13 protein-coding genes are annotated in these 21376 nt (G+C 63.5%); 7 read left to right on the top strand and 6 right to left on the bottom strand.

Annotated features, from left to right (window positions below; all coding sequences use genetic code 11):
- Positions 1-22 precede the first annotated feature (22 nt).
- Positions 23-1078: a dienelactone hydrolase gene (locus HU748_RS20960; RefSeq protein WP_186721790.1), complete on the top strand. Its 1056-nt coding sequence runs from the start codon at positions 23-25 to the stop codon at positions 1076-1078.
- On the opposite strand, the gene HU748_RS20955 is transcribed toward HU748_RS20960, so the two are convergent.
- Positions 1028-2218 carry an MFS transporter gene (locus HU748_RS20955; RefSeq protein ID WP_186721787.1) on the bottom strand — a complete coding sequence of 397 codons (1191 nt, stop codon included), beginning with the start codon at positions 2216-2218 and terminating at the stop codon, positions 1028-1030. The genes HU748_RS20960 and HU748_RS20955 overlap by 51 nt on opposite strands.
- Positions 2219-2367: 149 nt before the next feature.
- Between HU748_RS20955 and HU748_RS20950 the strand changes: the two genes are divergently transcribed.
- From HU748_RS20950 to yiaY, 3 genes are all read left to right on the top strand, one after another.
- Positions 2368-2802 carry a PACE efflux transporter gene (locus HU748_RS20950; RefSeq protein WP_054893942.1) on the top strand — a complete coding sequence of 145 codons (435 nt, stop codon included), beginning with the start codon at positions 2368-2370 and terminating at the stop codon, positions 2800-2802.
- Positions 2803-2998: 196 nt separating this feature from the next.
- Positions 2999-4561 (top strand): threonine ammonia-lyase, biosynthetic, encoded by a 1563-nt coding sequence (gene ilvA / locus HU748_RS20945; protein WP_186721785.1) that lies wholly within the window; start codon positions 2999-3001, stop codon positions 4559-4561.
- A 135-nt stretch (positions 4562-4696) separates the two neighbouring features.
- The gene (gene yiaY / locus HU748_RS20940; protein WP_186665348.1) at positions 4697-5845 is read left to right on the top strand and encodes an L-threonine dehydrogenase; all 1149 of its coding nucleotides are present in this window, start codon (positions 4697-4699) and stop codon (positions 5843-5845) included.
- 60 nt (positions 5846-5905) lie between these two features.
- Here yiaY and HU748_RS20935 read toward each other — a convergent pair whose 3' ends face one another.
- The 5 genes from HU748_RS20935 to HU748_RS20915 all read right to left on the bottom strand — a co-directional run bounded on the left by HU748_RS20935 (position 5906) and on the right by HU748_RS20915 (position 14619).
- Complete coding sequence (locus HU748_RS20935) at positions 5906-6832, bottom strand: HvnC protein (protein WP_186721783.1); 927 nt, start codon at positions 6830-6832, stop codon at positions 5906-5908.
- A gap of 283 nt (positions 6833-7115) precedes the next feature.
- On the bottom strand, positions 7116-8303 hold the full coding sequence (locus tag HU748_RS20930; RefSeq protein WP_186721781.1) for a hypothetical protein: 1188 nt from the start codon (positions 8301-8303) through the stop codon (positions 7116-7118).
- Positions 8304-8394: 91 nt separating this feature from the next.
- Entirely contained in the window at positions 8395-8862 is a 468-nt protein-coding gene (locus tag HU748_RS20925) for a VOC family protein (protein WP_186665343.1), read from the bottom strand.
- Positions 8863-8962: 100 nt separating this feature from the next.
- A complete protein-coding gene (locus HU748_RS20920) occupies positions 8963-10582 on the bottom strand; it encodes an NADP-dependent glyceraldehyde-3-phosphate dehydrogenase (protein WP_186721779.1) in 1620 nt (539 codons plus the stop codon).
- A 152-nt stretch (positions 10583-10734) separates the two neighbouring features.
- Positions 10735-14619, bottom strand: coding sequence for a leucine-rich repeat domain-containing protein (locus HU748_RS20915; protein ID WP_186721777.1), 3885 nt, complete (start codon positions 14617-14619; stop codon positions 10735-10737).
- Positions 14620-14915: 296 nt separating this feature from the next.
- On the opposite strand from HU748_RS20915, the gene HU748_RS20910 reads away from it, so the two are divergent.
- From HU748_RS20910 to HU748_RS20900, 3 genes are all read left to right on the top strand, one after another.
- Entirely contained in the window at positions 14916-19001 is a 4086-nt protein-coding gene (locus HU748_RS20910) for a hypothetical protein (RefSeq protein WP_186721775.1), read from the top strand.
- On the top strand, positions 18998-19891 hold the full coding sequence (locus HU748_RS20905) for an Ig-like domain-containing protein (RefSeq protein ID WP_186665338.1): 894 nt from the start codon (positions 18998-19000) through the stop codon (positions 19889-19891). The genes HU748_RS20910 and HU748_RS20905 overlap by 4 nt, the downstream gene beginning before the upstream one ends.
- A gap of 155 nt (positions 19892-20046) precedes the next feature.
- Positions 20047-21354, top strand: coding sequence for a hypothetical protein (locus HU748_RS20900; protein WP_186721773.1), 1308 nt, complete (start codon positions 20047-20049; stop codon positions 21352-21354).
- Positions 21355-21376: the final 22 nt, after the last annotated feature.

The following is a 21376-nucleotide window of genomic DNA, read 5'->3' as shown; positions in this document are numbered from 1 at the left end:
CTCGAGGGGAGAGACGCTCGCGATGAAAACCCGTGCTCTGTTGACGTTGCTCCTGCTTGGCGGCCTGCTGGCCCGTGCCGAGGCTTCACCCTGGGTGGCCGGCCTGCATCGTCTCACGCTTGCCGATCCGGTGGACGCACAGCCCATGCAGGCCTTGGTGTTCTATCCCAGCAGCAGCCCGGCGCGGCCTACGCGCATCGAAGGCTACACCCTGCGGGTGGCCGAAGAGGCGCCGGTCGCCATGGGCCAGTTCCCGCTGCTGGTGGTCTCCCATGGCAATACCGGCACCCCGTTGGCGTTGCACGACCTGGCAACCTCACTGGCCCGCCAGGGCTTCGTGGTGGTGGCCGTCACCCACCCGGGCGACAACCTTCGTGACCACAGTCGGCTGGGCAAGCTCAGCAACCTCTATGGCCGGCCCTTGCAGGTCAGCGCCGCGATCACCGCTGCACGTGCAGATCACCTGCTCAGCCCTTACCTCAACCAGGGCAAGGTTGGCGTGATCGGCTACTCGGCAGGCGGGGAGACCGCGTTGATCCTGTCGGGCGCCCAGCCAGACCTTGAACGGCTGCGCAACTATTGCCTGGAACGGCCGATGGATGCCGATGCCTGCAAGACCCACGGCGTGCTGATCGCCGACCGCAGCGAGTTGACCCCGCAGTCCGACCCGCGTGTCGGCGCGGTGATGCTGATGGCACCGTTGAGCCTGATGTTTGGCCGCCATGCCCTGGCCGGTGTGCATGTGCCCGCACTGATCTACAGCGGCGACCAGGACCAGCTGCTGGCTGTCGACCGCAACGCCAGCGCCCTGGCGCGCAAGTTGCCGGTCACGCCCGACTACCGGCTGTTGTCCGGTGCTGGGCATTTCGTGTTCATGGCCCCCTGCGACGACGAACAGCGCCAGCGCATGGCGGTGCTGTGCAAGGATGCCGACGGCATCGACCGGCGCCAGGTGCACCGGGGCCTGCAGAGCGAGACGGCGGCGTTCTTCAGCCAGGCCCTGGGTGCCCCGGAGCCCGCCGAGCGCTCAGCCGCGGCCGGCGCGGCGGGCCAGCAGCAGGATCAGGCCCACCCCTGATAGCGCCAGCAGCGCCGCCACGCAGAAGATCGACGCATAACCCAGATGCACGGCTACCGCGCCCATCACCGGGCCGGCCAGGCCCAATGCCAGGTCGAAGAACACCGCGTAGGCCCCAAGCCCCGCGCCCCGACTGGCGCTGGGGACCTGCCTGATCGCCTCCACGCCCAGCGCCGGGTACACCAGTGACAGGCCAAAGCCGGTGAGCCCCGCTCCAACCAACGCCCATCCCGGTGCCGGTGCCAGCCAGAGCAGGGTCAGCCCCAGCACTTCGGTGGCCATGCACGTGATCGCCACGTTGTAGCCGCCGAAGCGGTTGACCGCGTTGACGAACAGCAGCCGCGAGACGATGAAGCACAGGCCGAAGGCGCTCAGGCACCAGGCCGCGCCGACCCAGCCTTGCTCCAGGTAGTAGAGGGTGACGAAGGTGGTCAGGGTGCCGTAGCCGATCGACGCCAGTGTCAGCCCCATGCCGCAGGGCGCAACGCGGCCGAAGGCCGACCAGAAAGGCAGGCGTTCACCGCGCACCACCACCACGTCCGGGCGGCCGCGCAGCACCCACAGGGCCAGCAGCGCCATCACCAGCAAGGCCGGGCCGAGGGCAGTGAAGCTCAGTTGGCCGACCATCACCACCCCGGCGGGCGCACCGATGGCGATGGCGCCATAGGATGCAATACCGTTCCATGAGATCACCCGGGCGGTGTGCTCGGCACCGACCTGGCCGATACCCCAGCTCAACGTGGCGACACCGATCAGGCCTTGGGCGACCCCCAGCAGCACACGCCCGGCCAGCAGTAATCCCAGGCTCAACGAGGGCAGGGCGAGGGACCAGGCCGACAGCAGGGTCAGCACGCCGCAACCGGCAATGCCGTACAGCCCATAGCGAATCGCCTGCTTGCCACCCAGGCTGTCGGCCACGCGACCGGCGAAGGGCCTGCTGAGCAAGGTGGCGAGGTACTGCAAGCCGATGGTCAGGCCGGCGATCACGGCACCCATGCCCAACTGGTCGTGTACATGGCCGGGCAGCACCGCGATGGGCAGGCCGATGCACAGGAAGGCGATGAAGGTGTAGAACACGATCGAAAGGATCTGCAGTGTCAGGGCGGTGGAGCTGACGGGCGTAGGGGCTGGGGCGGTCATGGCTGTGTTCGCGGGCGGCGGTGCAGCAATCATGGCTGGCTCGAGGGGTAAAAGAAAGCAGCCTAACGATTTTTCCACACGATTCCTGTGCTTGAACCGGTGCCTGAACCGGCGTACCGTCTCCTTCCGTTTCCGCCAAGGAGTGCTCCATGCAAGGCAAGGCCCGCAAGGTCGTCCAGGCCATTCTCTACGAAGTCATCGCCGTGGCGTGCGTGGCGCCTGCGCTGTCGCTGATGTTCGACGCCGGCATGGCCCATTCGACGATACTTTCGATCCTGATGTCGGGCATCGCCATGAGCTGGAACATGGGCTACAACTGGGCCTTCGAACGCTGGGAAGCACGCCAGGCGCAGCGTACCCGCACCTGGTTCCGACGCCTGCTGCACGCCCTGGGTTTCGAGGGCGGCCTGGTGTTGATCCTGCTGCCGTTGGTGGCATTCTGGCTGGATATCAGCCTGTGGAGCGCGTTGCTCACCAACCTGGCGCTGTTCGTATTCTTCTTCGTCTATGCCTTCGTCTTCCAGTGGGGCTTTGACAAGGTCTTCGACGTGCCGCTGTCGGCACAGCAACAGGCGCGTTGCTGAAAGTTGACTTCCTACGGTTTGGCGGGATAAGTTCCTACACCATGAATACCTACTCGCCTGTGCGCACCTTCGGCCTGATTATTATTACCGCCATTATCGGATTGGCGGGCTAGCGCGCACTGGCACCGAAACCCGCCCTGGAGGCGGGTTTTTTCTTCTCGACTCCTGGGCATCTGCAAACCCCCAGGAGTCATCGATGAGCAATCTGAGCGTCAGCCCCCGTTCCCCCGTCACGCCCCAGCAACTGCTGTCGGAGCAGGTGCGGCGCATTCTTGCAGCGCCCGTGTACGACCTGGCCATCGAAACCCCGCTGCAGGCCGCCCCGGCGCTGTCGAGCAGCCTCGGCAACCAGGTATTGCTCAAGCGCGAAGACCTGCAGCCGACCTTCTCGTTCAAGATCCGCGGTGCCTATACCCGGCTGTCGCGCCTGTCCCAGGTCCAGCGCGAGCGTGGCGTGATCACCGCTTCCGCCGGCAACCATGCCCAGGGCGTGGCGCTGGCTGCTTCGCACCTGGGCATGACGGCGACCATCGTCATGCCGACCACCACCCCTGAGCTGAAGATCGCCGGTGTGCGTTCACGCGGCGGCCACGTGGTGCTGCATGGCGAAAGCTTCCCCCATGCCTTGGCCCATGCGCTGCAACTGGCCGACCGCCAGGGAGCGACCTTCGTCCCGCCGTTCGACGATCCGGACGTGATCGCCGGGCAGGGCACCGTGGCCATGGAGATCCTGCGCCAACACCCGGGCGCCCTGGATGCGATCTTCGTCCCGGTCGGTGGCGGTGGCCTGATCGCGGGTATCGCGGCCTACGTGAAGTACCTGCGTCCGCAGGTCAAGGTGATTGGTGTCGAGCCCGAGGATTCCAACTGCCTGCAGGCCGCCCTGGCCGCTGGCGAGCGAGTGGTACTGGCGCAGGTCGGCACCTTCGCCGACGGCGTGGCGGTGGCCCAGGTCGGTGCCCATTGCTTCGAGTTGTGCCGGCATTTCGTCGATGAAGTGATCACCGTCAGCAGCGATGAGTTGTGCGCAGCGATCAAGGATATCTACGACGATACCCGCTCGATCACCGAACCTTCCGGTGCGCTGGCCGTGGCCGGGATCAAGAAGTACGTGGCGCGTGATGGCGTTCGTGGGCAGACCCTGGTCGCCATCGACTCCGGGGCCAACATCAATTTCGACCGCCTGCGCCATGTGGCCGAGCGTGCCGAGCTCGGCGAGCAGCGTGAGGCGGTGATCGCGGTCACCATCCCCGAGCGGCCGGGGAGTTTTCGCGCGTTCTGCCAGGCCCTGGGCAAGCGTCAGGTAACCGAGTTCAACTACCGCTACCACCCGGGCAAGGAAGCCCGGCTGTTCGTCGGCGTACAGACCCATCCACAGCACGACCCGCGCGAGGGCCTGCTGGACAGCTTGCGTGCACAGGGCTACGAGGTACTCGACCTGACTGATAACGAACTGGCCAAGCTGCATGTGCGCCACACCGTCGGCGGCCATGCAGCGCCAGGCGCCGACGAGCGGGTGCTGCGTTTCGAGTTTCCTGAGCGCCCAGGCGCGTTGCTGGGCTTTCTAGAGCGTCTGGGCCAGAACTGGAACATCAGCCTGTTCCACTACCGCAACCATGGCGCTGCCGAGGCCCGGGTGTTCGCTGCGCTGGAGGTGCCGGCCGACGAACAGGCCCTCATGCCCCAGGCGCTGCAGGCCATGGGCTATCGCTACTGGGACGAGACGGACAATCCGGCGTATCGGCTGTTTCTGGGCTGAGCGAGTGCCGCTCATCGCGGATTGCCTGCGATGTCGACCGTTCAGTCACGGCGGCTTGTCCTGGATCAACATGCGTGCGGCAGTTCGGGCAGATCCTCGAAGGTAGACAGACAACAACCTGAGAGGATCTCGGCCATGAGCAGCACCTTCTTCATTCCACCCGTCAACATCATGGGCCTCGATTGCCTGGACGAAGCCATGGCGGCGATTGCCGGCTACGGCTTGCGCAAGGCGTTGATCGTGACTGACGAAGGCCTGTCCAGGGCCGGGGTCGCCCAGCGCATCGCCGGGTTGCTGGCCGAGCGTGATATCGACTCGACGATCTTCGACGGTGCCAAGCCCAACCCGAGCATTGCCAACGTCGAGGCGGGCCTGGCGCTGTTGCAGCGCGAACGCTGCGATTGCGTGATCTCGCTCGGTGGTGGCTCGCCCCATGACTGCGCCAAGGGTATCGCCCTGTGCGCCACCAACGGCGGGCATATTCGCGACTATGAAGGCGTGGACCGTTCGGCCAAGCCGCAACTGCCGCTGATCGCCATCAACACCACGGCCGGCACGGCCAGCGAGATGACCCGTTTCTGCATCATCACCGACGAATCGCGCCACGTGAAAATGGCCATCGTCGACCGTAATGTCACGCCGATCCTGTCGGTCAACGACCCGGCACTGATGGTCGGCATGCCAAAGGGCCTGACCGCCGCCACCGGTATGGACGCGCTGACCCACGCCATCGAGGCCTATGTTTCCACGGCCGCCAACCCGATCACCGACGCCTGTGCACTCAAGGCCATCACCTTGATCAACGACAACCTGCGCCAGGCGGTTGCCGACGGCCAGGACTTGCAAGCCCGGGAGAACATGGCGTACGCCCAGTTCCTCGCCGGCATGGCCTTCAACAATGCCTCGCTGGGTTATGTGCATGCCATGGCGCATCAGCTCGGTGGCTACTACGACCTGCCGCATGGGGTCTGCAACGCGGTGTTGTTGCCGCATGTGCAGCGCTTCAATGCCCAGGTCAGCGCCGCGCGCCTGCGCGATGTGGCCAAGGCCATGGGTGTGAAGGTGTGCGGGCTGACGGCAGAGCAGGGCGCGGGAGCGGCGATCTCGGCGATCGAGCATCTGGCCGTGGCGGTAGGGATCCCGGCGGGCCTGGCAGAGCTGGGGGCCAAGCGTGAGGATGTGCCGGTATTGGCGGCCAATGCGTTGAAGGACGCCTGCGGGCTGACCAACCCGCGTAGTGCCAGCCAGGCCGAGATCGAGGCGATTTTCGAGGCGGCGTTCTGACGCGAGACTTTTGGCAAAGCACTGTTGCGCGGTCTGGCAGGAGTGCTTTGCCATCTGTGGTTATTGAGTTTGTTGACGAAGACCTTGCTCATCAGGATTGTAGTGAGCCACAAGCCCGCGGGTTGTCGAATAGGAAAGACTGACGACAGGTAAATACTGGCCGTACTTTTGGTAGTAACGCTGTTGGTCATGGTTGGCTTTATTCAGCGCATCCATATTCCCCGCCTGGTAAAAGAATGCCAGCAGGGGCAGTGTTGCTGAATTGATGTTGTGCCACGGCTCCAGAATCAGCTCGTTCCATTCATTCCATTGCCCTTCCTTGGCGAGCAATGAACGTGCACGAATACTCTGGTAGAAACGATCGGCAGAGGTAGTAATACCCGCGCTTACATTCCAGCCACAAATACGGTTGGTCTTACCCATCTGATCGTAATGACGCTTCCAATCTTCTGCAGTGTTGATGCCTTGCTCATTGCAGGGTTTGCTTGCCGGATAACCGGCGTACTCAGAGCAGGCTGGCATCCTGTTATCAGTCGCTGCATCACGGGGGAACGTACATTTCACGTGAATTTGCGCCTTCCCTGCAGGTCGTTCCATGACCGGATAGAGTATGAAGCCGTTGCGGAACTTAAACGTGCTGTAGATAGGGGAATCCTGTCGAAGCCAGGATGCCGAAACACCTTGCCTGGAAATCGAGCGGGGACTTGGCTCCCATGGATCGAAGGACTGGTAACTCTGAGTCACGCGTATCAATACACCACTGCAAAGAAAGGCAGGGCGTTGCGATGACCCACAATCGATTCGGCTATCTCGAAACCACCGATCAATTTTTTGCAGTGCATTTTCCGCGTTCGTGTCCAGCACCTTCAAAGTCTCTTGGGTTATTGACGGGCTGGAAGAGCGCGTGGGCATGGGTGGGGAAAGTTCAGGAGTTTTCGCGCAGGCAGCAATCATGACGGCAAGGGTAAACGGAAGAAAAGTTCTCATGGCGGCGTTTCTCTAAGCGCTGGATGAAACCGCACTATAGATCCATGAAAATAGCCAGGGTACTGGCATTTTTATCAGTTGCTGGAAAGGTTCGGGTAGTTTCAAGCGTTCGGCAGGGGAGCGTTTTTTATAGGTGTTATTGGCTGTTTCTGTAAGCGTTAAGCTCATACAGGGCCCTTGCTCGTCCCTTATCGCCCTGTAGACCCTCGGCTCTGCAGGAAAAGTTCTGTAGGCGTAGCGGTGCCTCCTTCAACGAAGGATGCCTCTACTTCTTGTACAAAACCTAACGCTCACGCATGAAGAACCCCGCCACATACTTGCGAAAGGTTTCCGGGCTCTTGAAGTCTGCGTAGCGCTTGAAATTATCCGTATCGGGCTCCGGCCCGAGCGGTTTTTCCAGCAGTGACACCGACAGCACGCGGTCCTGGTCGGAGGTCAGCACCAGCTCGTCCATCACCTCGCCACCGATCACCGGGCGGCGCATCAGCACTTTCACCCCCTTGCTCGCCATCCAGTCGATCAGCGAGACCAAGGCTTTCAGCGGCTCGCGTTCCTCGTCGCGGTATACCGGGAACAAGTGCACACGTGACAGCACCGGTACGCTGGCGACATGGATCAGTTCGTAGTAATGACTACCGGCAGTGGTGGGCGAGTACAGCGCCAGGGCCAACAGCGGGCCGCCGGTCTTGCTGCCGCCCCAGAGCAGGTGATGGCCCTGGAAGTCGAAGCCGTCCTCGCTGCGGGCGTTGAACAGCTTGCGGCCCTTGATCTGCTCGACGCAGTCCAGCAACAGGCCATGGCGACGGTGGTTGCCGAATACGGTGGATTCACGCAGGCGCGCCTTGAGCATCATCATGTGCTTCATGTCCAGGCGCGTTTCCAGGTAGTTGCTGGCCGGAACTCGCTCGAGCAGCGGATAGCGGCCAGCGACACCGCGCAGTTCGGCGAACTGTGCGGTGAGGTCTTTTTTCAGGTGCGTGGCGTAGACGTTCAGGCCGCTGGCCTCGATCCAGGTCAGCAACAGTGACAGCAGCCGCTGTTGCTCACGGCGCTCCGCGGTTTCACCGCCTGCTCCATTACCTGCGCTGGCGTGACGGAAGTCGCCGAGCAGACGCAGCGGCGTGTCGGGTGGCAGCCAGGCTGCAGGCGGCGGCACATCCTCGCTGCGCTCGATGGCTTCGCGCTCGTCCTTGGTGAAGGGGCAGCCGGGGGCATGCTCGGGGGTGTCGGGGTTGTTGCGCAGGAACAAGGTGCCGGTGTTGCCGTTGAGGCTGACATTGAGCACCGGCAGGACATCCTTGCGGCAGTCGCAGGCCAGCCATTGGTTGGCGCTGCGTACCTTCATCAGCCACTGGTTGGCTTGCAGCAAGCGCGGGCCAACCAGCGTGGCACTGGCAAAACCGGCCAGCAGTTCTTCTTCGGCCGGTGTGAGGGTGCGCACCTGCGCGCCGTTCTTTTCGATGATTCGCATTCAATAGCAGCTCCGAGCTACAAGCCTCAAGCTTCAAGCAAAGCCGCGGCGCTTTCAACTTCAAGCGCACGGCCTGCGACTCGTCGCCCGTTCAGTTGCCGCCGAACAGCTTGGCCGCGCGGGCGCGGATCTCTTCGGGGCTCAGGTCTTCCTTGTGGGTGGACACGAACCAGAGGTTGCCGAACGGGTCTTTCAAGGTACCGCTGCGATCGCCGTAGAACTGGTCCTGTACTTCTCGCAGTGGCGTGGCGCCGGCAGCGACGGCCTGGGCATAGACCTTGTCGCAGTCCTCGACATACAGGTGCAAGCCGATGGCCGCCCCTGGCAGCGACTGGCTGGCGGTGAGGCCACCGTCCATGTCGCAGGGATCGGCGAGCATCAGCGAGGAGTCGCCGATTTTCAGCTCGGCATGACCGACGCGGCCGTCGGGACCGTCGAGGCGAAACATCTCGACGGCGCCGAAGGCTTGTTTATAGAAGGCAATGGCCTTGGCGGCATCCTTGATACCCAGATAGGGCGTGATGCTGTGCTGGCCTTCGGGGATGGGTTTGGCTGGCATTGCGGATACCTCCGTTGGAAGGTGGTCATTCGTCGAAACTGTATATTTGTACAGTTTCGACGAATGCGCAAATGCCGTTTTCCGATTAAGCGCCCGCTGGCTAGAAGATGTAGTCGGTGGTCAGGAAGCTGGACTGGCGATTGCGGATGATCTCGCTGATCAGCGTCTTGTTGGCCTCCTGGAACTTGGTGGCCACCAGGGTACGGATCGAGAATACCCGCAACGCGTCATGCACCGATAACGTACCTTCTGCGCTGTTCTTGCGGCCGTTGAACGGGTAGGTGTCCGGGCCGCGCTGGCACTGGGCGTTGAGGTTGATGCGCCCGACCTGGTTGGCGAAGGTATCGACAAGCGCACCGACGGTCTGCGGATCGTTGCCGAACAGGCTCAGCTGCTGGCCGTAGTCGGAGTCGAGCACATAGTCGATCACCGTCTGCAGGTCGCGGTAGGGCACCACCGGCACCAGCGGGCCGAACTGCTCTTCGTGATAGACGCGCATCGACGGTGCCACCGGGTACAGCAGGGCGGGGTAGAAGAACGATCCCCGGCTCTGGCCGCCGCCCGGATTGATGACCTTGGCGCCGTGGGCCTGCGCATCGGCGACCAGGCCGTCGAGGTAGTCGACCTTGCCCGGCTCGGGCAGCGGCGTCAGTGCAACGCCGGGTTCCCAGGGCATGCCAGGCTTGAGCGCAGCAAGCTTGCGCTGGAATTTCTCGAGGAACGGCTCGACCACATCCTCGTGCACGAACAGGATCTTCAATGCCGTGCAACGCTGGCCGTTGAACGACAGGGCGCCGGTCAAGGCTTCGTCGACGGCATTGTCCAGGTCCACCTCTGGCAGCACGATCCCCGGGTTCTTGGCGTCCAGGCCCAGCGCCGCACGCAGGCGGTGGGGGCGCGGGTGGAGCTTTTTCAGGTCGCTGGCGGCCTTGTGCGTGCCGATGAAGGCGAACACATCGACCTTGCCGCTGGCCATCAGGGCGCTGACCGTCTCGCGGCCACGGCCATAGATGACGTTGATCACCCCCGGCGGGAAGCTGTCGCGGAAGGCTTCGAGCAGCGGGCGGATCAGCAGCACGCCGAACTTGGCCGGCTTGAACACCACCGTGTTGCCCATGATCAGCGCCGGGATCAGCGTGGTGAAGGTTTCGTTGAGCGGGTAGTTGTATGGCCCCATGCACAGCGCCACCCCCAGTGGTGCGCGGCGGATCTGGCCGAGGGTGCCCTGTTCCAGCTCGAAGCGGCTGGAGCGGCGGTCCAGGTCCTTGAGGGCGTTGATGGTATCGACGATGTAGTCGCAGGTGCGGTCGAACTCCTTTTCCGAGTCCTTGAGGTTCTTGCCGATCTCCCACATCAGCAGCTTGACCACCGCCGTGCGCTGTTCGCGCATGCGCGCCAGGAAGGCTTCGACATGCTCGATACGCTCGGCAACACGCATGTTCGGCCACGCGCCGCGACCCTTGTCGTAGGCCTGCACCGCGGCATCGAGGGCGGTGAGGGCGGTGTCGGCATCGAGCAGCGGTGCGCTGCCGAGGATGACCTGGCGTTCTTCATCGCCTTGCTTGAGCCACACCGGGCTGCGCACGGTGGCCAGCGGCCCGTCCCAACGCCTGAGCTGCCCGCCCACCAGGTAGTCGCGTTGCTCCAGCGGCTCGCCCAGGCGCCAGGCCTCGGGGATGTCTTCTTGGGTGGGAAACAGCGAATCGAGCAGACGGTCCATGGGTACTGCACCTCACTTTTTAGCTGATCAGGTGAAACGCTTCAGCCGAGCATGCACCTGCTGTCGGAAATATTCCAGTCTGGTTCAAGCGCGAGGGTTCGCCATCGACAACCCACCGGCGCCTGGCAGGCGCCGACGGGTGGCCATGGGGTTTACTCTTCCGGTGACGGCGGCTCCGGCGATTCGGCAAGCTCGGCTTCGGGCGCCGGTGGGAAAGGCAGTTCCAGCAGGTGCTCGGCACCTGCGGCAACGGCTTGCTCGCCCAGGACCGGGTCTTGATCCATCAGGTAAAGGCGCCGCCAGATTTCTGCGAGGTTTGCCTCGGGGGCGGCATTGAACTGCTCGTCCTCGATCAGCGGCCTCAGGTCCCTGCGGTACTGAAGGGGCAGGCGCTCCCAGACGGCGGTGTCCTCTTCGCTGGCCATGGACAGCAAGGCTTCGTATTCATGGTCGGCGACCATCAGGTCTACGCCGAAACGCACATAGTAGGCATTGATCTGCGCAATCATGCCGTCGCCCATGTGCTGGCTTTCCAGGCGCATCACCTGAGCGAGTGGACGCGGCAGAGGTTGTGGCTGTGGCAGTTCGGTGAAGCGGTTTTCCGACAGGTTGACGATGTTCGGGTTGCGCATGTTCACCAGCCCAGCGGGCATTTCGGTCAGTTCGCAATTCCCGAGCATCAGTGAGTCCAGGTGGGGCAAGGCTTCCAGGTTGGGGCTTGCCTGCAGCGGGTTGTTGGTGAGGTCCAGGGTCCTGAGGTTGACCATCTCGTTGAGCCTTTGCTGTGCCTGCTCGTTCCAGGTCAGGTTGTTTTCCTCCAGGTCCAGCAAGCGTAGGGTTTGCGGGTTGCTCAGTTGCGGAATGTGTTGCAGCGAGCACGTTTCCAGGGTCAGCCCCTGCAGGTTGGGCAAGCGTTCCAGCAACGAAGCGGGCAGGGTGTCGATGTGCGGGTTGCGGGCCAGGTCGAGGATCCCGACATGTGGGAAGTGGTGGGGCAGCTCTAGGCTGGCGAGGTCGTCGTTGGTGAGATCGAGGTCGGCCAGTTCCATCGAGAACAGCCGGTCTTCGCCCAGCGATTGTCGACTCATGCCGCGCCAGCTGTTCAGCAGTCGCGGTACGGCCCGGGTCCGTGCAGGTGAGCCTGCGGCCCAGGCAGCGAAGTTGGACGTTACTGATTGATACTGTGCGTTCAGGGCTGCCACGGCCTGATCCGGGCTTGCTCCTTGCTCACGACTCGAGGCAAAGAAGGCATTGATGCCGTCATTGTTCATCGTGGGGTAGACCTGTTGCACCTGGCGGTAAAGCGCTCGGTCGATCGGTGCGGGAGGTGGCGGGGGGACGACCGCCGGCTCAGGCTCGCCGCCTGGTGCAGGGTTCGGATCCATTGGCGCTCCACCACGCAGGCCCTGTTGGCGCAACCAGGCGAAGTCGCCGAATGGGCGCAACTGTCTGGCCCAGGCTTGGCGGTCGGTGTCGACCAGGGCTGTCAGGCGCGCTCGCAGGCTGTCGCTGGCTCCGGCCTCAAGCTCCATCGCTGCGCGTTCACTGGCCGACAGTACCTTCGCCGCCGCCTGGCACAGATCGGCAGTGGCGGGGGCGAGAACGGGACGCTCGCCCAGATAGGGCGCGTAACCTTGCGCAGACTTGATGATGACCCGCAAGCGAGTCGCGTAGCGGCTGCCAGCCGCGGCCAGGGTACGCCCCTGGAGATCCTCCGCGCGCAGCTCGATGCGCACATCCTGTGGCCAGCCCTTCAGCGCCGTCATGGCCTTGAGCGCCAGGCGTTCGCTGTGGGCGCTGGCCAGCTCGGGCAGGTTCAGGCCTTCCAGGCCTCGGGCAACCGGCAGCTCATCCTCGAGGCCCCGCGCAAGGTTGGCCAGGCGTGCGGGAAGGTCTTGTCCGGTGCTCCAGGCCGCCTGCTCGGTCGTGGTCATCGAACCGAGCAGGCGCCTGCACAATGGCGCACTCAGTCCCGGGTAGTCCTGCTGCATCCGTGTTTCGTCGGCATGGGCTGGCACGCTGGCCTCGTAGCCTTCGGCGAACAGCCTGTCACGCTCGGCGCCGCTGGCTGTCGGATAGGTTTGCGCGATCTGCCGTTGCAGGCGCAGGCGTACCAAGGTGTCGGCCAGCAGCGGTGGGGTCTTGGCATGGGTCAGGTGTACCTGGCGCAGTTGTGCTTCGTCCACGCCGCTGATGCGCGCAGCCAGCTCCAGCTGTGCCGGGGTGAAGGTTTCAAGACGGCTGTCCAGCCGCCTCACCAGTGTCGCCAGTGGCCAGTCGCGGGGTTGTTCGTGCTCGGCGCGCCAGGCCGTTTCGTCATTGTGCTCCAGCAGGGGCTGGTAGGCGTCAGGGTCGTCAGGATGAACCAGCCGCCAACGCTGCAGCTGTGCGTCGAAGCGTCGTCGATACCAGTGGCCGTCCATCTGCAAGGAGTCCGGCGTGGCGTCGGAGGCCGGGATACGGTAGGGCGCCAGGTCGGGGCGCCAGAGGCGTTGGCTGCCATCGGCCCGGGTGATCGGGTCGAGGCTCTCGAGCAGCGGTGTGCGGGTGAGCGTGCGCACCACCTGGCCACCGACATGCAGCCCGGCGATTACCGCCAGGTTCAGGCCTACCACTTTCAGATGCTGGAACGCCTCGTCGCGATCACCGACCTCCCAGGCCTCGTAGCCTTCGTAGACCTCATGCAACAATTGGCAGGCGGTCACGGCGATCATCAGCACGCCGATGGCCGGTATGAAGAAGCCGAGGGTCATCAGGGCATTCAACCCAAGGCTCTCCCACATCTGCAGGCGCTTCTTGCGCGCCCGCTCGTCGGCCTGGGCCGTGGGCACGGCGAGCAACAGTGCCTCGGCCTTGAGCCAGGCGAGATGGTCGCTGTACAGGAACTCGAACAGCGGCCCTTCGATGTCGTGCCGCTCCAGGTGCAGATCGGCTCCCTCAGGCAGTGTCCAGGCTTGATCGTAGCTTGCGTGCGCATCGCTGCTGAGGTTTTGCCGTGCCCGATCGAGGAACTGCAGCCGATCTTCGCTGGCGATGAGCGCCAGGCACCGTCTGCGAAAGGTGGGGTCGCAAAGATCGGTCTGCAATTGCGCGACCAACGCCTGCTCACTGCTGAAGGCGCGGACGGCGGCTTCCTGCCCCGGGAGATACAGCAGTCGACCGGCTTCACCCGCATCGACCAGCAGGGCCTCGTGCAACGTCACGCCGAACACTTGCAATTGCTGGCAAGGCAGGGCCGATCTGTCGTCGAGCAACTGCTGGATGCAATCCCGTGCGTTGCCGCCGATCCGATGCTGCAGTCGCGCCAGGTCGGCTGCCAGTTGCAGGTTGCTTTGGTAAAGCCTGATCGCGGCGGGGCGGACATCGGGCGCGCTGAACCTGGCTTCCAGGTGCGCTTGGTAGCGCTGGCCCAGGTCGAGGTCGCGGCAGGTGCTGGCAAAGGCCTCGGGAGTAAGCGGCAGCGGTTTGATCTTGAAGGCTTTGGATGCCAGGGAGTAGGGCACCTGGGTTTCGCTGTCGCCAAGGGTCGTGCTACCGGTCACGGTAATGTCGGTGATTTCGCTGTCGCCCTCGAGGGCCAGCGCGCTCTTGATGTTGAAGCTGACATCGTCGGCAAAGTTGTGCAGTGCTGCCTGGAGCAGGCTGCGTCGTTCGTAGGTGCTTACGTAGACCTGATGGGTGAACAGATCATGGACCTGGATCAGCTCCGAGGTACGCAGCGGGGTCTCGAACCCGTGCTCGGCCTTCAGGCGCTCGGCGAGCAGTGGCTCGGCGAACGCGTCGATCTGCTGCAGGCCCCTGAGCGCCCTGGCCAGGCTTTGCTGGGCCGTGGCCAACTGTGTCTGGCTGGCCAGTACGGCTTCGCGCAGGTCGGGCAAGGCGTTTTCGAACCAGGCGGCGTGCTGCCCTGGCAGGCCCTGCTGAGGCAGTGCACTGGCACGCAAGGTTTGCCATTGCTCTTCTGCAAGTCTCGATGCCCAGGTGGGCAAGCGCTGGGTGATCAGGTTCTGGTGGGTGGAGGGGAGAGTTGAAGGCATGGCTGTCGCTCCTGTTGTGGAACGCAACAGCAGGCGCCATCGATGGATGGGGGGGGTGGTAAATAGATGGGGCCTGATTATGAAGTTTGAAGGTTTCCAGGAAACCAGAGGCGATTCAGGAGCGTGCGGTGGCTCGGTGAGGGTAAAACCTGAGCCTGGCGCAAGGCGAACGCTGGCCGTTCTGGCCAGGTTTGATGGGCGCTGTCACCTGGTATTTCTGTCAGTTGTGCGATGTGGGCAACTGCTTTTCAATCAGCGGACCAAACATGCCGGGTCCAAGGGATTGGGAGACAGCCATGCCGAATGACGCGCAGCTCAATGAGCCAGACGACGAGGGCGGCGTCGTGCTGACCCTCGATGAGATGATCAAGGCCTTTAACCAGCAACTGGCGACGCAGGAGATGAGCATGTTCTCCGTGGGCGGTGCCGGCCTGGCGGCGCTGGAGCGGATCTACATCCCGGGGCAGATCACCTCGGTGAAAACCCTAGGTGTCCAGGTCGGCGTCAACTACAACATGGCGCACACGAATGCCCGTGGGTTGTTGATCATCATCCAGCGCTACTCGAACATGCGCGTTGGTGACTGGATCGAGGTGTTCTGGGGGGATGACACTCTGCCTGTAGCGTCCGACAGGCTTCAAACCCAAGAGCAGGTTGATCAGCTTTTTCCGATGTACGTGCCCTCGGAGAAAGTGAAGGAGGGGGTGTTCGACCTGTGGTGCAAGGTCACCCGTGCCGGGGGCGGTAATGAAGATAAGTCCACGCCGCTGAGCGTGCTGAGCCGCCTCATTTTCCCCGGCGGAACCGACCCCGAGCCGGAAAAGCCAGGCCATCAGCACCTGGTACCGCCGAAAGCCAAAGTCCCGCCCTCTGGCGTCATCGGTGAGGACGAAGCGAAAGCCGGTGTCGAGGTGGAGATCGAGGTGTACCCGAACATGCGTGAGTACGACCAGATCCGCCTGAGTTGGGGCGGGGAGTTCGTACTCCACGATGTGCAGCCGGCAGAGGTGGGGAAACCCGTGGTGATTACTGTGCCGGAAGCGACCATTCGGGCCGCAGGCGACAGTGATGCCCTGGTCCTGACCTACCGGGTGACCGACGAGGTGAACAACCCGTCCAGCGACTGGTCTGAGCGCAGCACGCTGAAGACGGAAGTCGGTGTCGGGCTGCTGCCGGCACCTTACATCTTCAACCCTGACCCTGGCGCCGATCCTGAAGATGTCATCGACTTGGACGCGTTGGGTGATGCTGACCTGGAAATCGAAGTGGACACGCCGAGAACGGACTTCGAGGTGGACGACGTGATCACCGTCACCTGGCTAGGTAGCTCCACGCACGGCGAAACCCTTGAAGTCACCCCACCGTCTCAGACTGTAAGTCGGGTTGGACGCACGCTGGTGTTCAGCATTCCCAATGACAAGCTGTTCGCCCTGGGCGGCGGGCGTGGCGTTGCATCATTCGTCAACACTCGTGGCACTGACGATACCCCCTCCAAGCGTGCGTTCGTCAGTATTACTGGTGTTATCCCCGTCCTGGCCAAACCTGACCTGCTCGAGGCTACCGGGGGTAGTTTGGACCCCACCCTGGTGGAGGCCACCGTCCAGGTGCCTGCGCAGGTGAACCTCGTGCGGGGGGACAGAGTGACGTTGACGTGGCTGGGGACGCGTGCCAACGGTACGCCGCTGCTGCACACGGAAATCAAGACTGTCAGTACCTCCCAGGCGGGCAAGGCCTTGGCGTTCCATGTACAAGGCGCTGCCAACCTGGCCCCGCTGGACGGCGGCAGCCTCGCCCTGAGCTACCAGCTCAAGCGGCGTGATCTGGACACGCCGCTGGATTCCGCGCATGAAGTGCTGCAGGTGGGTGACGCGCGTGCGGCATTGCCCGCGCCCTCGACGCGCCCACTTGTTCCCGGCGGCAAACTGGACCCAGACGCTTACCCACGGGGTATCGAGGTCATCGTACAGCCCTACACGAACATGACGCAGGACCAGGACATGTACCTGGAGTGGACGTCCACCGTGGGGCAGCCGTACTACGACGATGTGCCGGTCACCCCGGGGCAGGAGACCATCTTCGAGGTCAGCCCCGCCCAACTGCGGGCGAATGATGGCGGCGCGGTGCTGGTGGGGTATCGGATCACCGAGGCTGGACAACCGGACCGCTATTCCGAGTACCTGGAGTTGCAGGTAGGTGCTGGCGAGAAGGTTGATTTGCTCGCGCCGGAGGTCGTGGAGGCCCAGGACGGCATTCTCAACCCTGGCGTTGTCACCGGCGGTGCGACGGTGCGGGTGCCGGCCAGCGCCGATCTCAAGGCGGGCGATGAGGTAGAGGTCTTCTGGGACGGCGACAAGCCGGGTGGGGTGACCTCGGTGTCCGACTTCGTGCTGGCGGATGGTGGTTTCCTGGACCTGCCCATCGACTATGCCTTCGTCATCGCCAATGCCGATGGAAACGTCAATGTCCGCTATGCGGTCTATCGATTGAGTGGCGCAAAGGACAAGTCGCTGGTTCTGTCGATCCGCGTGCAAAGCGCCGCCTTGCCACTGCCGACCGTTCTCGAGTCCATAGAGGGTAATATCAACCCGGACGACGTGGTCAGTGGTGCGACGGTGGTCGTCGAGGCGGTGGCGCAATTGCGTGAGCGTGATGTGGTGACGGTCGAGATCGTCAGCCCGGCGCCAGGCGGCAGCACGACGATTCCGGTCCCTGTGCCGACCGGTGGTAACAATCAGGCATTGCGCGTACCGGTGCCCTATGCCGTGATCAACGCCAGCAGTGGAGCGACTATCGCCCTTGAATACAGAATCGATCGCGCCGCTGGCGGCCCGCCGGAGAGTTCACCGTCCAATACCTACTCCGTGAGCCGGGTGATCGGTGCGGGGCCCATCCGTATCTTCGGTGCCCGTTATGGCGCCAGTTCCTGCCTCGCTTCGGGCTCACCACGGATTATTAGTGCCTACAACTCGACTACCAACCAGCCTATGCTCGTGGAATGGCAATACGCTGGCGATGTGGCCTGGACGGCAGGTTACACCTGGCTCGACCGCCAACCCCAGCGGCCCCTGCGGGTGCGCAGCACCACCGATGCGGTGTGGCTCAACCCGGCCAATGTCGTCGGCAACGGTAAAGAGGCACTGGGCAATGATCAGGCAGCCTTTGCGGTGATGCTCGACAACCCCACCCCTGGCCTGTTCAGCCTCTATGGCTGGGGGAGCGCGGCCTATGGCGCCAATTTGCCTCCGACACTTATCACCTATGATGATGTGGTCGAGGTCAGTGGTACCCGTAGCGCTTACGCAGCACGTCTGCAGAGCGGCTCCGTGGCCTGCTGGGGCGATACCGCCGAAGGCGGGACCCTGCGACCTGAAGACATAGGACAGCCATTCCTCGAGGTTCTCAGCAACAGCACGGTGTTCGTTGGCCGCCTCCAGGTAACGCCGGGAAGCAACAACGGCCGACTGACTGCGTGGGGCACTGCCGCCAATGGCGCAACGGTGCCGCCGGACATCCTCGCGCTAACTGATATCACGGCGGTGTTCGGCGCTAGCTATGCCTTCGCTGCACAACGGGCGAATGGGCGATTGGTCGCCTGGGGCGATGTACAGCGTGGGGGTACCCTACCTGCAGATATCGCTGCGCTGAGCGACATCCAGATTGTCAAGGGCAACTGGGGGGCCTTTGGCGCCCGGCGGGCCAACAAGCGCCTGGTGGCCTGGGGTAGCGTCACCTATGGCGGAACGATACCGGCGCCTATTGCGGCACGTAACGACATCGAAACCCTGGAAGGCGCCACGGGTCAAGCCTTCAGCGCCCTGACCACCGCTGGGCAAGTAGTGGCCTGGGGGGCGACCAGCCATGGCGGAACAGTCCCTGCAGAAATCGCCGCGCTCAGCGATATCGTCGAGGTCACCGGCACCCTTCATGCGTTCTGCGCACGGCGTCGCAACGGCCATGTGGTGGCGTGGGGCAATACCGCCTATGGCGGTACGGTGCCTGCGCCCATCGCGCAACTGTCAGATATCGTTCAAGTGACGGGCAGCGCCTGGAGTTTCGCCGCCTTGCGCCGCAACGGCACGGTGGTGGCCTGGGGCAGTGCAGGCTCTGGTGGCGATACAAGTGCCGTGGTTGCGCAGTTGACCCATGTGCAGGCGGTGTATGCCAACACTCACGGTTTCACCGCACTGACCACTGACGGGCGTGTGGTCACCTGGGGCAATGGCCCAGGTGGTGGTGACAGCTCGGCAGCGCAACCGGTCATTGCTGGGCGACTGCTGGCGGGCCGCCCTGACCCGAGTGCGGTCAACGCCGCAGTCAACGAGCGGAACGGGATGAGCCGCTTGGCGCTCGACAGCGCCAGTTTGTCGGAGAGCACACGATGAACGATATGACAGAAGCACAAGCAGCGCAGAATAGTCTTGCCGTACCCACCATGGCGAATGTGATCAATGGCAAGCTCGATCCAGCCCAGGTGCCGAGTAACGGTGCCCCGGTGGTCATGGCAGTGGGGGCGGAGCATGCCGGCAAGACCCTCACGCTGGTGCTGGCATTGGCCCAGGGGACTGAGCTTTTCACCCAGAACCTGCCCATCGGCTCTACGGGGCGCTCCATCACGCTGCGTATTCCCAAGGAGCACTTCACCAATAACCTGGCTGCTCAGGTGAAGGTGTTCTACCGGGTCAGTACGGTAGGGGATAGCCCCGTGCTGACGTTCCAGATCGACCAGGGGTTCGCGGGCGCTCATGAGTTGGACCTGACGGCACAGCGGTTCACGCCGGTGTACCTCGACGGTGAACTCAAGCTGCCTGGCCAGTTGCCGGTATTTTTGCGTTTCACCCGGATCGCTCCGGGGGCGACCAGCTACGCCAGCAGCGACGAGAGTGTGGCCACGGTGGATAACCAAGGGCAGGTCACGGCATTGCGCAACGGCCAGACCACCATCACCGCGCAATCACCTGGCGGGCCGCAGAGCTATGTGCTGACGGTCAAGGGCATTCGTGGCCTGGAGTTCCTCGCGCGTCAAGGCTCTACCTGGCAAAGCGCGGACACCCTGTGCAAGAGCGCGGGCATGCAGCTGCCGACCCAGGCGGACTTCACCAAGGTCCAGGGTGCATACGGCGTGCAGATGGCCGACCTGGGGCTGCCGAACTACCCCATCTGGGGGGCGGCACTGGATGGCGGCACGGCCTGGACCTACCACCCCTACACCCAGGTCCTGACCTCCGAGAGCACTGACGCCAACACCCTGCGTCAGGTCGCCGGGGTCGGTTGACCTGCGGTGTGCTGCTTCGCTGAGGGGCGGCGAACCCCACTCCCCACTTCTGTCAGGCGTTCCATCATGCGATCCCTGGGGTGGTGACCTATCGCCTGGAAGAGCAAGTGGTCAGTTGATCACTCGCTGAGCATGTCTGAGGTTTTCTTGTGAGAATGCCGTGGCTGTCACGTTGTTGTGTGCTGCTGGGCTGCCTGCTGGCCCCCGTTGCCTGGGCGCTGACCGGCCCAGAGCTGGCGGTCGCTCTCAACCAGTCTTACCAGAGCGGTGCGCTGCGCTGTGCAGGTAATCGGCCAGCGTATTTTTGCAGCGGTGTGCTGGTGCGACAGCAGCCTGCCAATGCGCCGCTGCCGTTCTGGACCCATGGCCCCGAAGCCATCGGTCAGGGTGCCGAGCGCTTCAGTTGGTTGCGACATGACGTGGGGGGAATGAGTGTCAGCGAGCCCAGTGGCTACATCTTCAGTAACCGTTTCGAGGCCATGGCGCAGGGCAAGGACTACAGCGTGCAAGGCGATGACGGCGGCACCCGGCCTGGCGAACTGCGGGTGGTCAACTGGGACACGTCGTTGCCCGAGCGCCTGGCCGTAGTGGCGGTGTACTACAACCGTGGCGACATCAACGGCCTACTGGCGGCCCAGCGGGACCAGCGCGCCTACCACGAGGCCGTTGGCGTGTGGTTGCCGGTACTGCGACTCGACCCCGCCCTGCCACAGAGCGCGGTGTTCGGTTTCGACTCGCGCGAGCAACTGTACCGCGGTTACCAGGTCGCCGACCGGCTGAACTTGCGCTACGCCGACACCGCCGCCAGTTGCTACGATGCGAGCCCCAGTTACAACTGCAATGGTGTGCTGATCCGCGCCACCGGTGCCTCCGCCGGCTTTCGTTCCTGGAACCCCACGCAGAACTCCATTTCACGAGATGGTGTTTCGTTCACCTATCTACGCGCCGATACCGGTGTCCAGCGCTTGGCCAGCAATGAGCCGGGTTTGATCTTCGATCGTCTGGATCAACCTGTCACGCATCCGGTCAGGTTGCGCTGCGCCTACCCGGCCAATGCCGGCACCAGCGGCATCCCGAACAGCTGTCGAGCCAGTTGCTTGTCGCAAGGTATTACCACGGTCGCGGCGTGGCGCGCGCGTTACGCTGGCAGCGCTGCGAACAGTTGCGCCTTCAGCATGGAGCCCACGCCCAATGCTGCGCAGTTCCAGTTGAACATCGACGTGCGCGCCAGCGCTGGTGCGCACAACGAAATCATCATTGGTGCCTGGCCGCAGAACATACCTCGGGAGTTGCCTATCGAGGCGATCTACTATCCTTCCGGTAGCGCCAGCCTGGCCGGGGCGAAGCTGATCCAGCGTGACTACTTCCAGCACACCGGCGTTTTCATGCCGGTAGTGCGCGTGAACCTGGCCAGTGGCAATGGTCAGGTGTTCACCTTCGTGGCGCAAGACCAGAACCTCTAGGAGTCAGAGTGAGCGACGTGCC

The organism is Pseudomonas sp. RW3S2 (assembly GCF_014268955.1).
Classification (GTDB): domain Bacteria; phylum Pseudomonadota; class Gammaproteobacteria; order Pseudomonadales; family Pseudomonadaceae; genus Aquipseudomonas; species Aquipseudomonas wayambapalatensis.
This window is presented reverse-complemented; position numbering and strand designations above follow the sequence as displayed.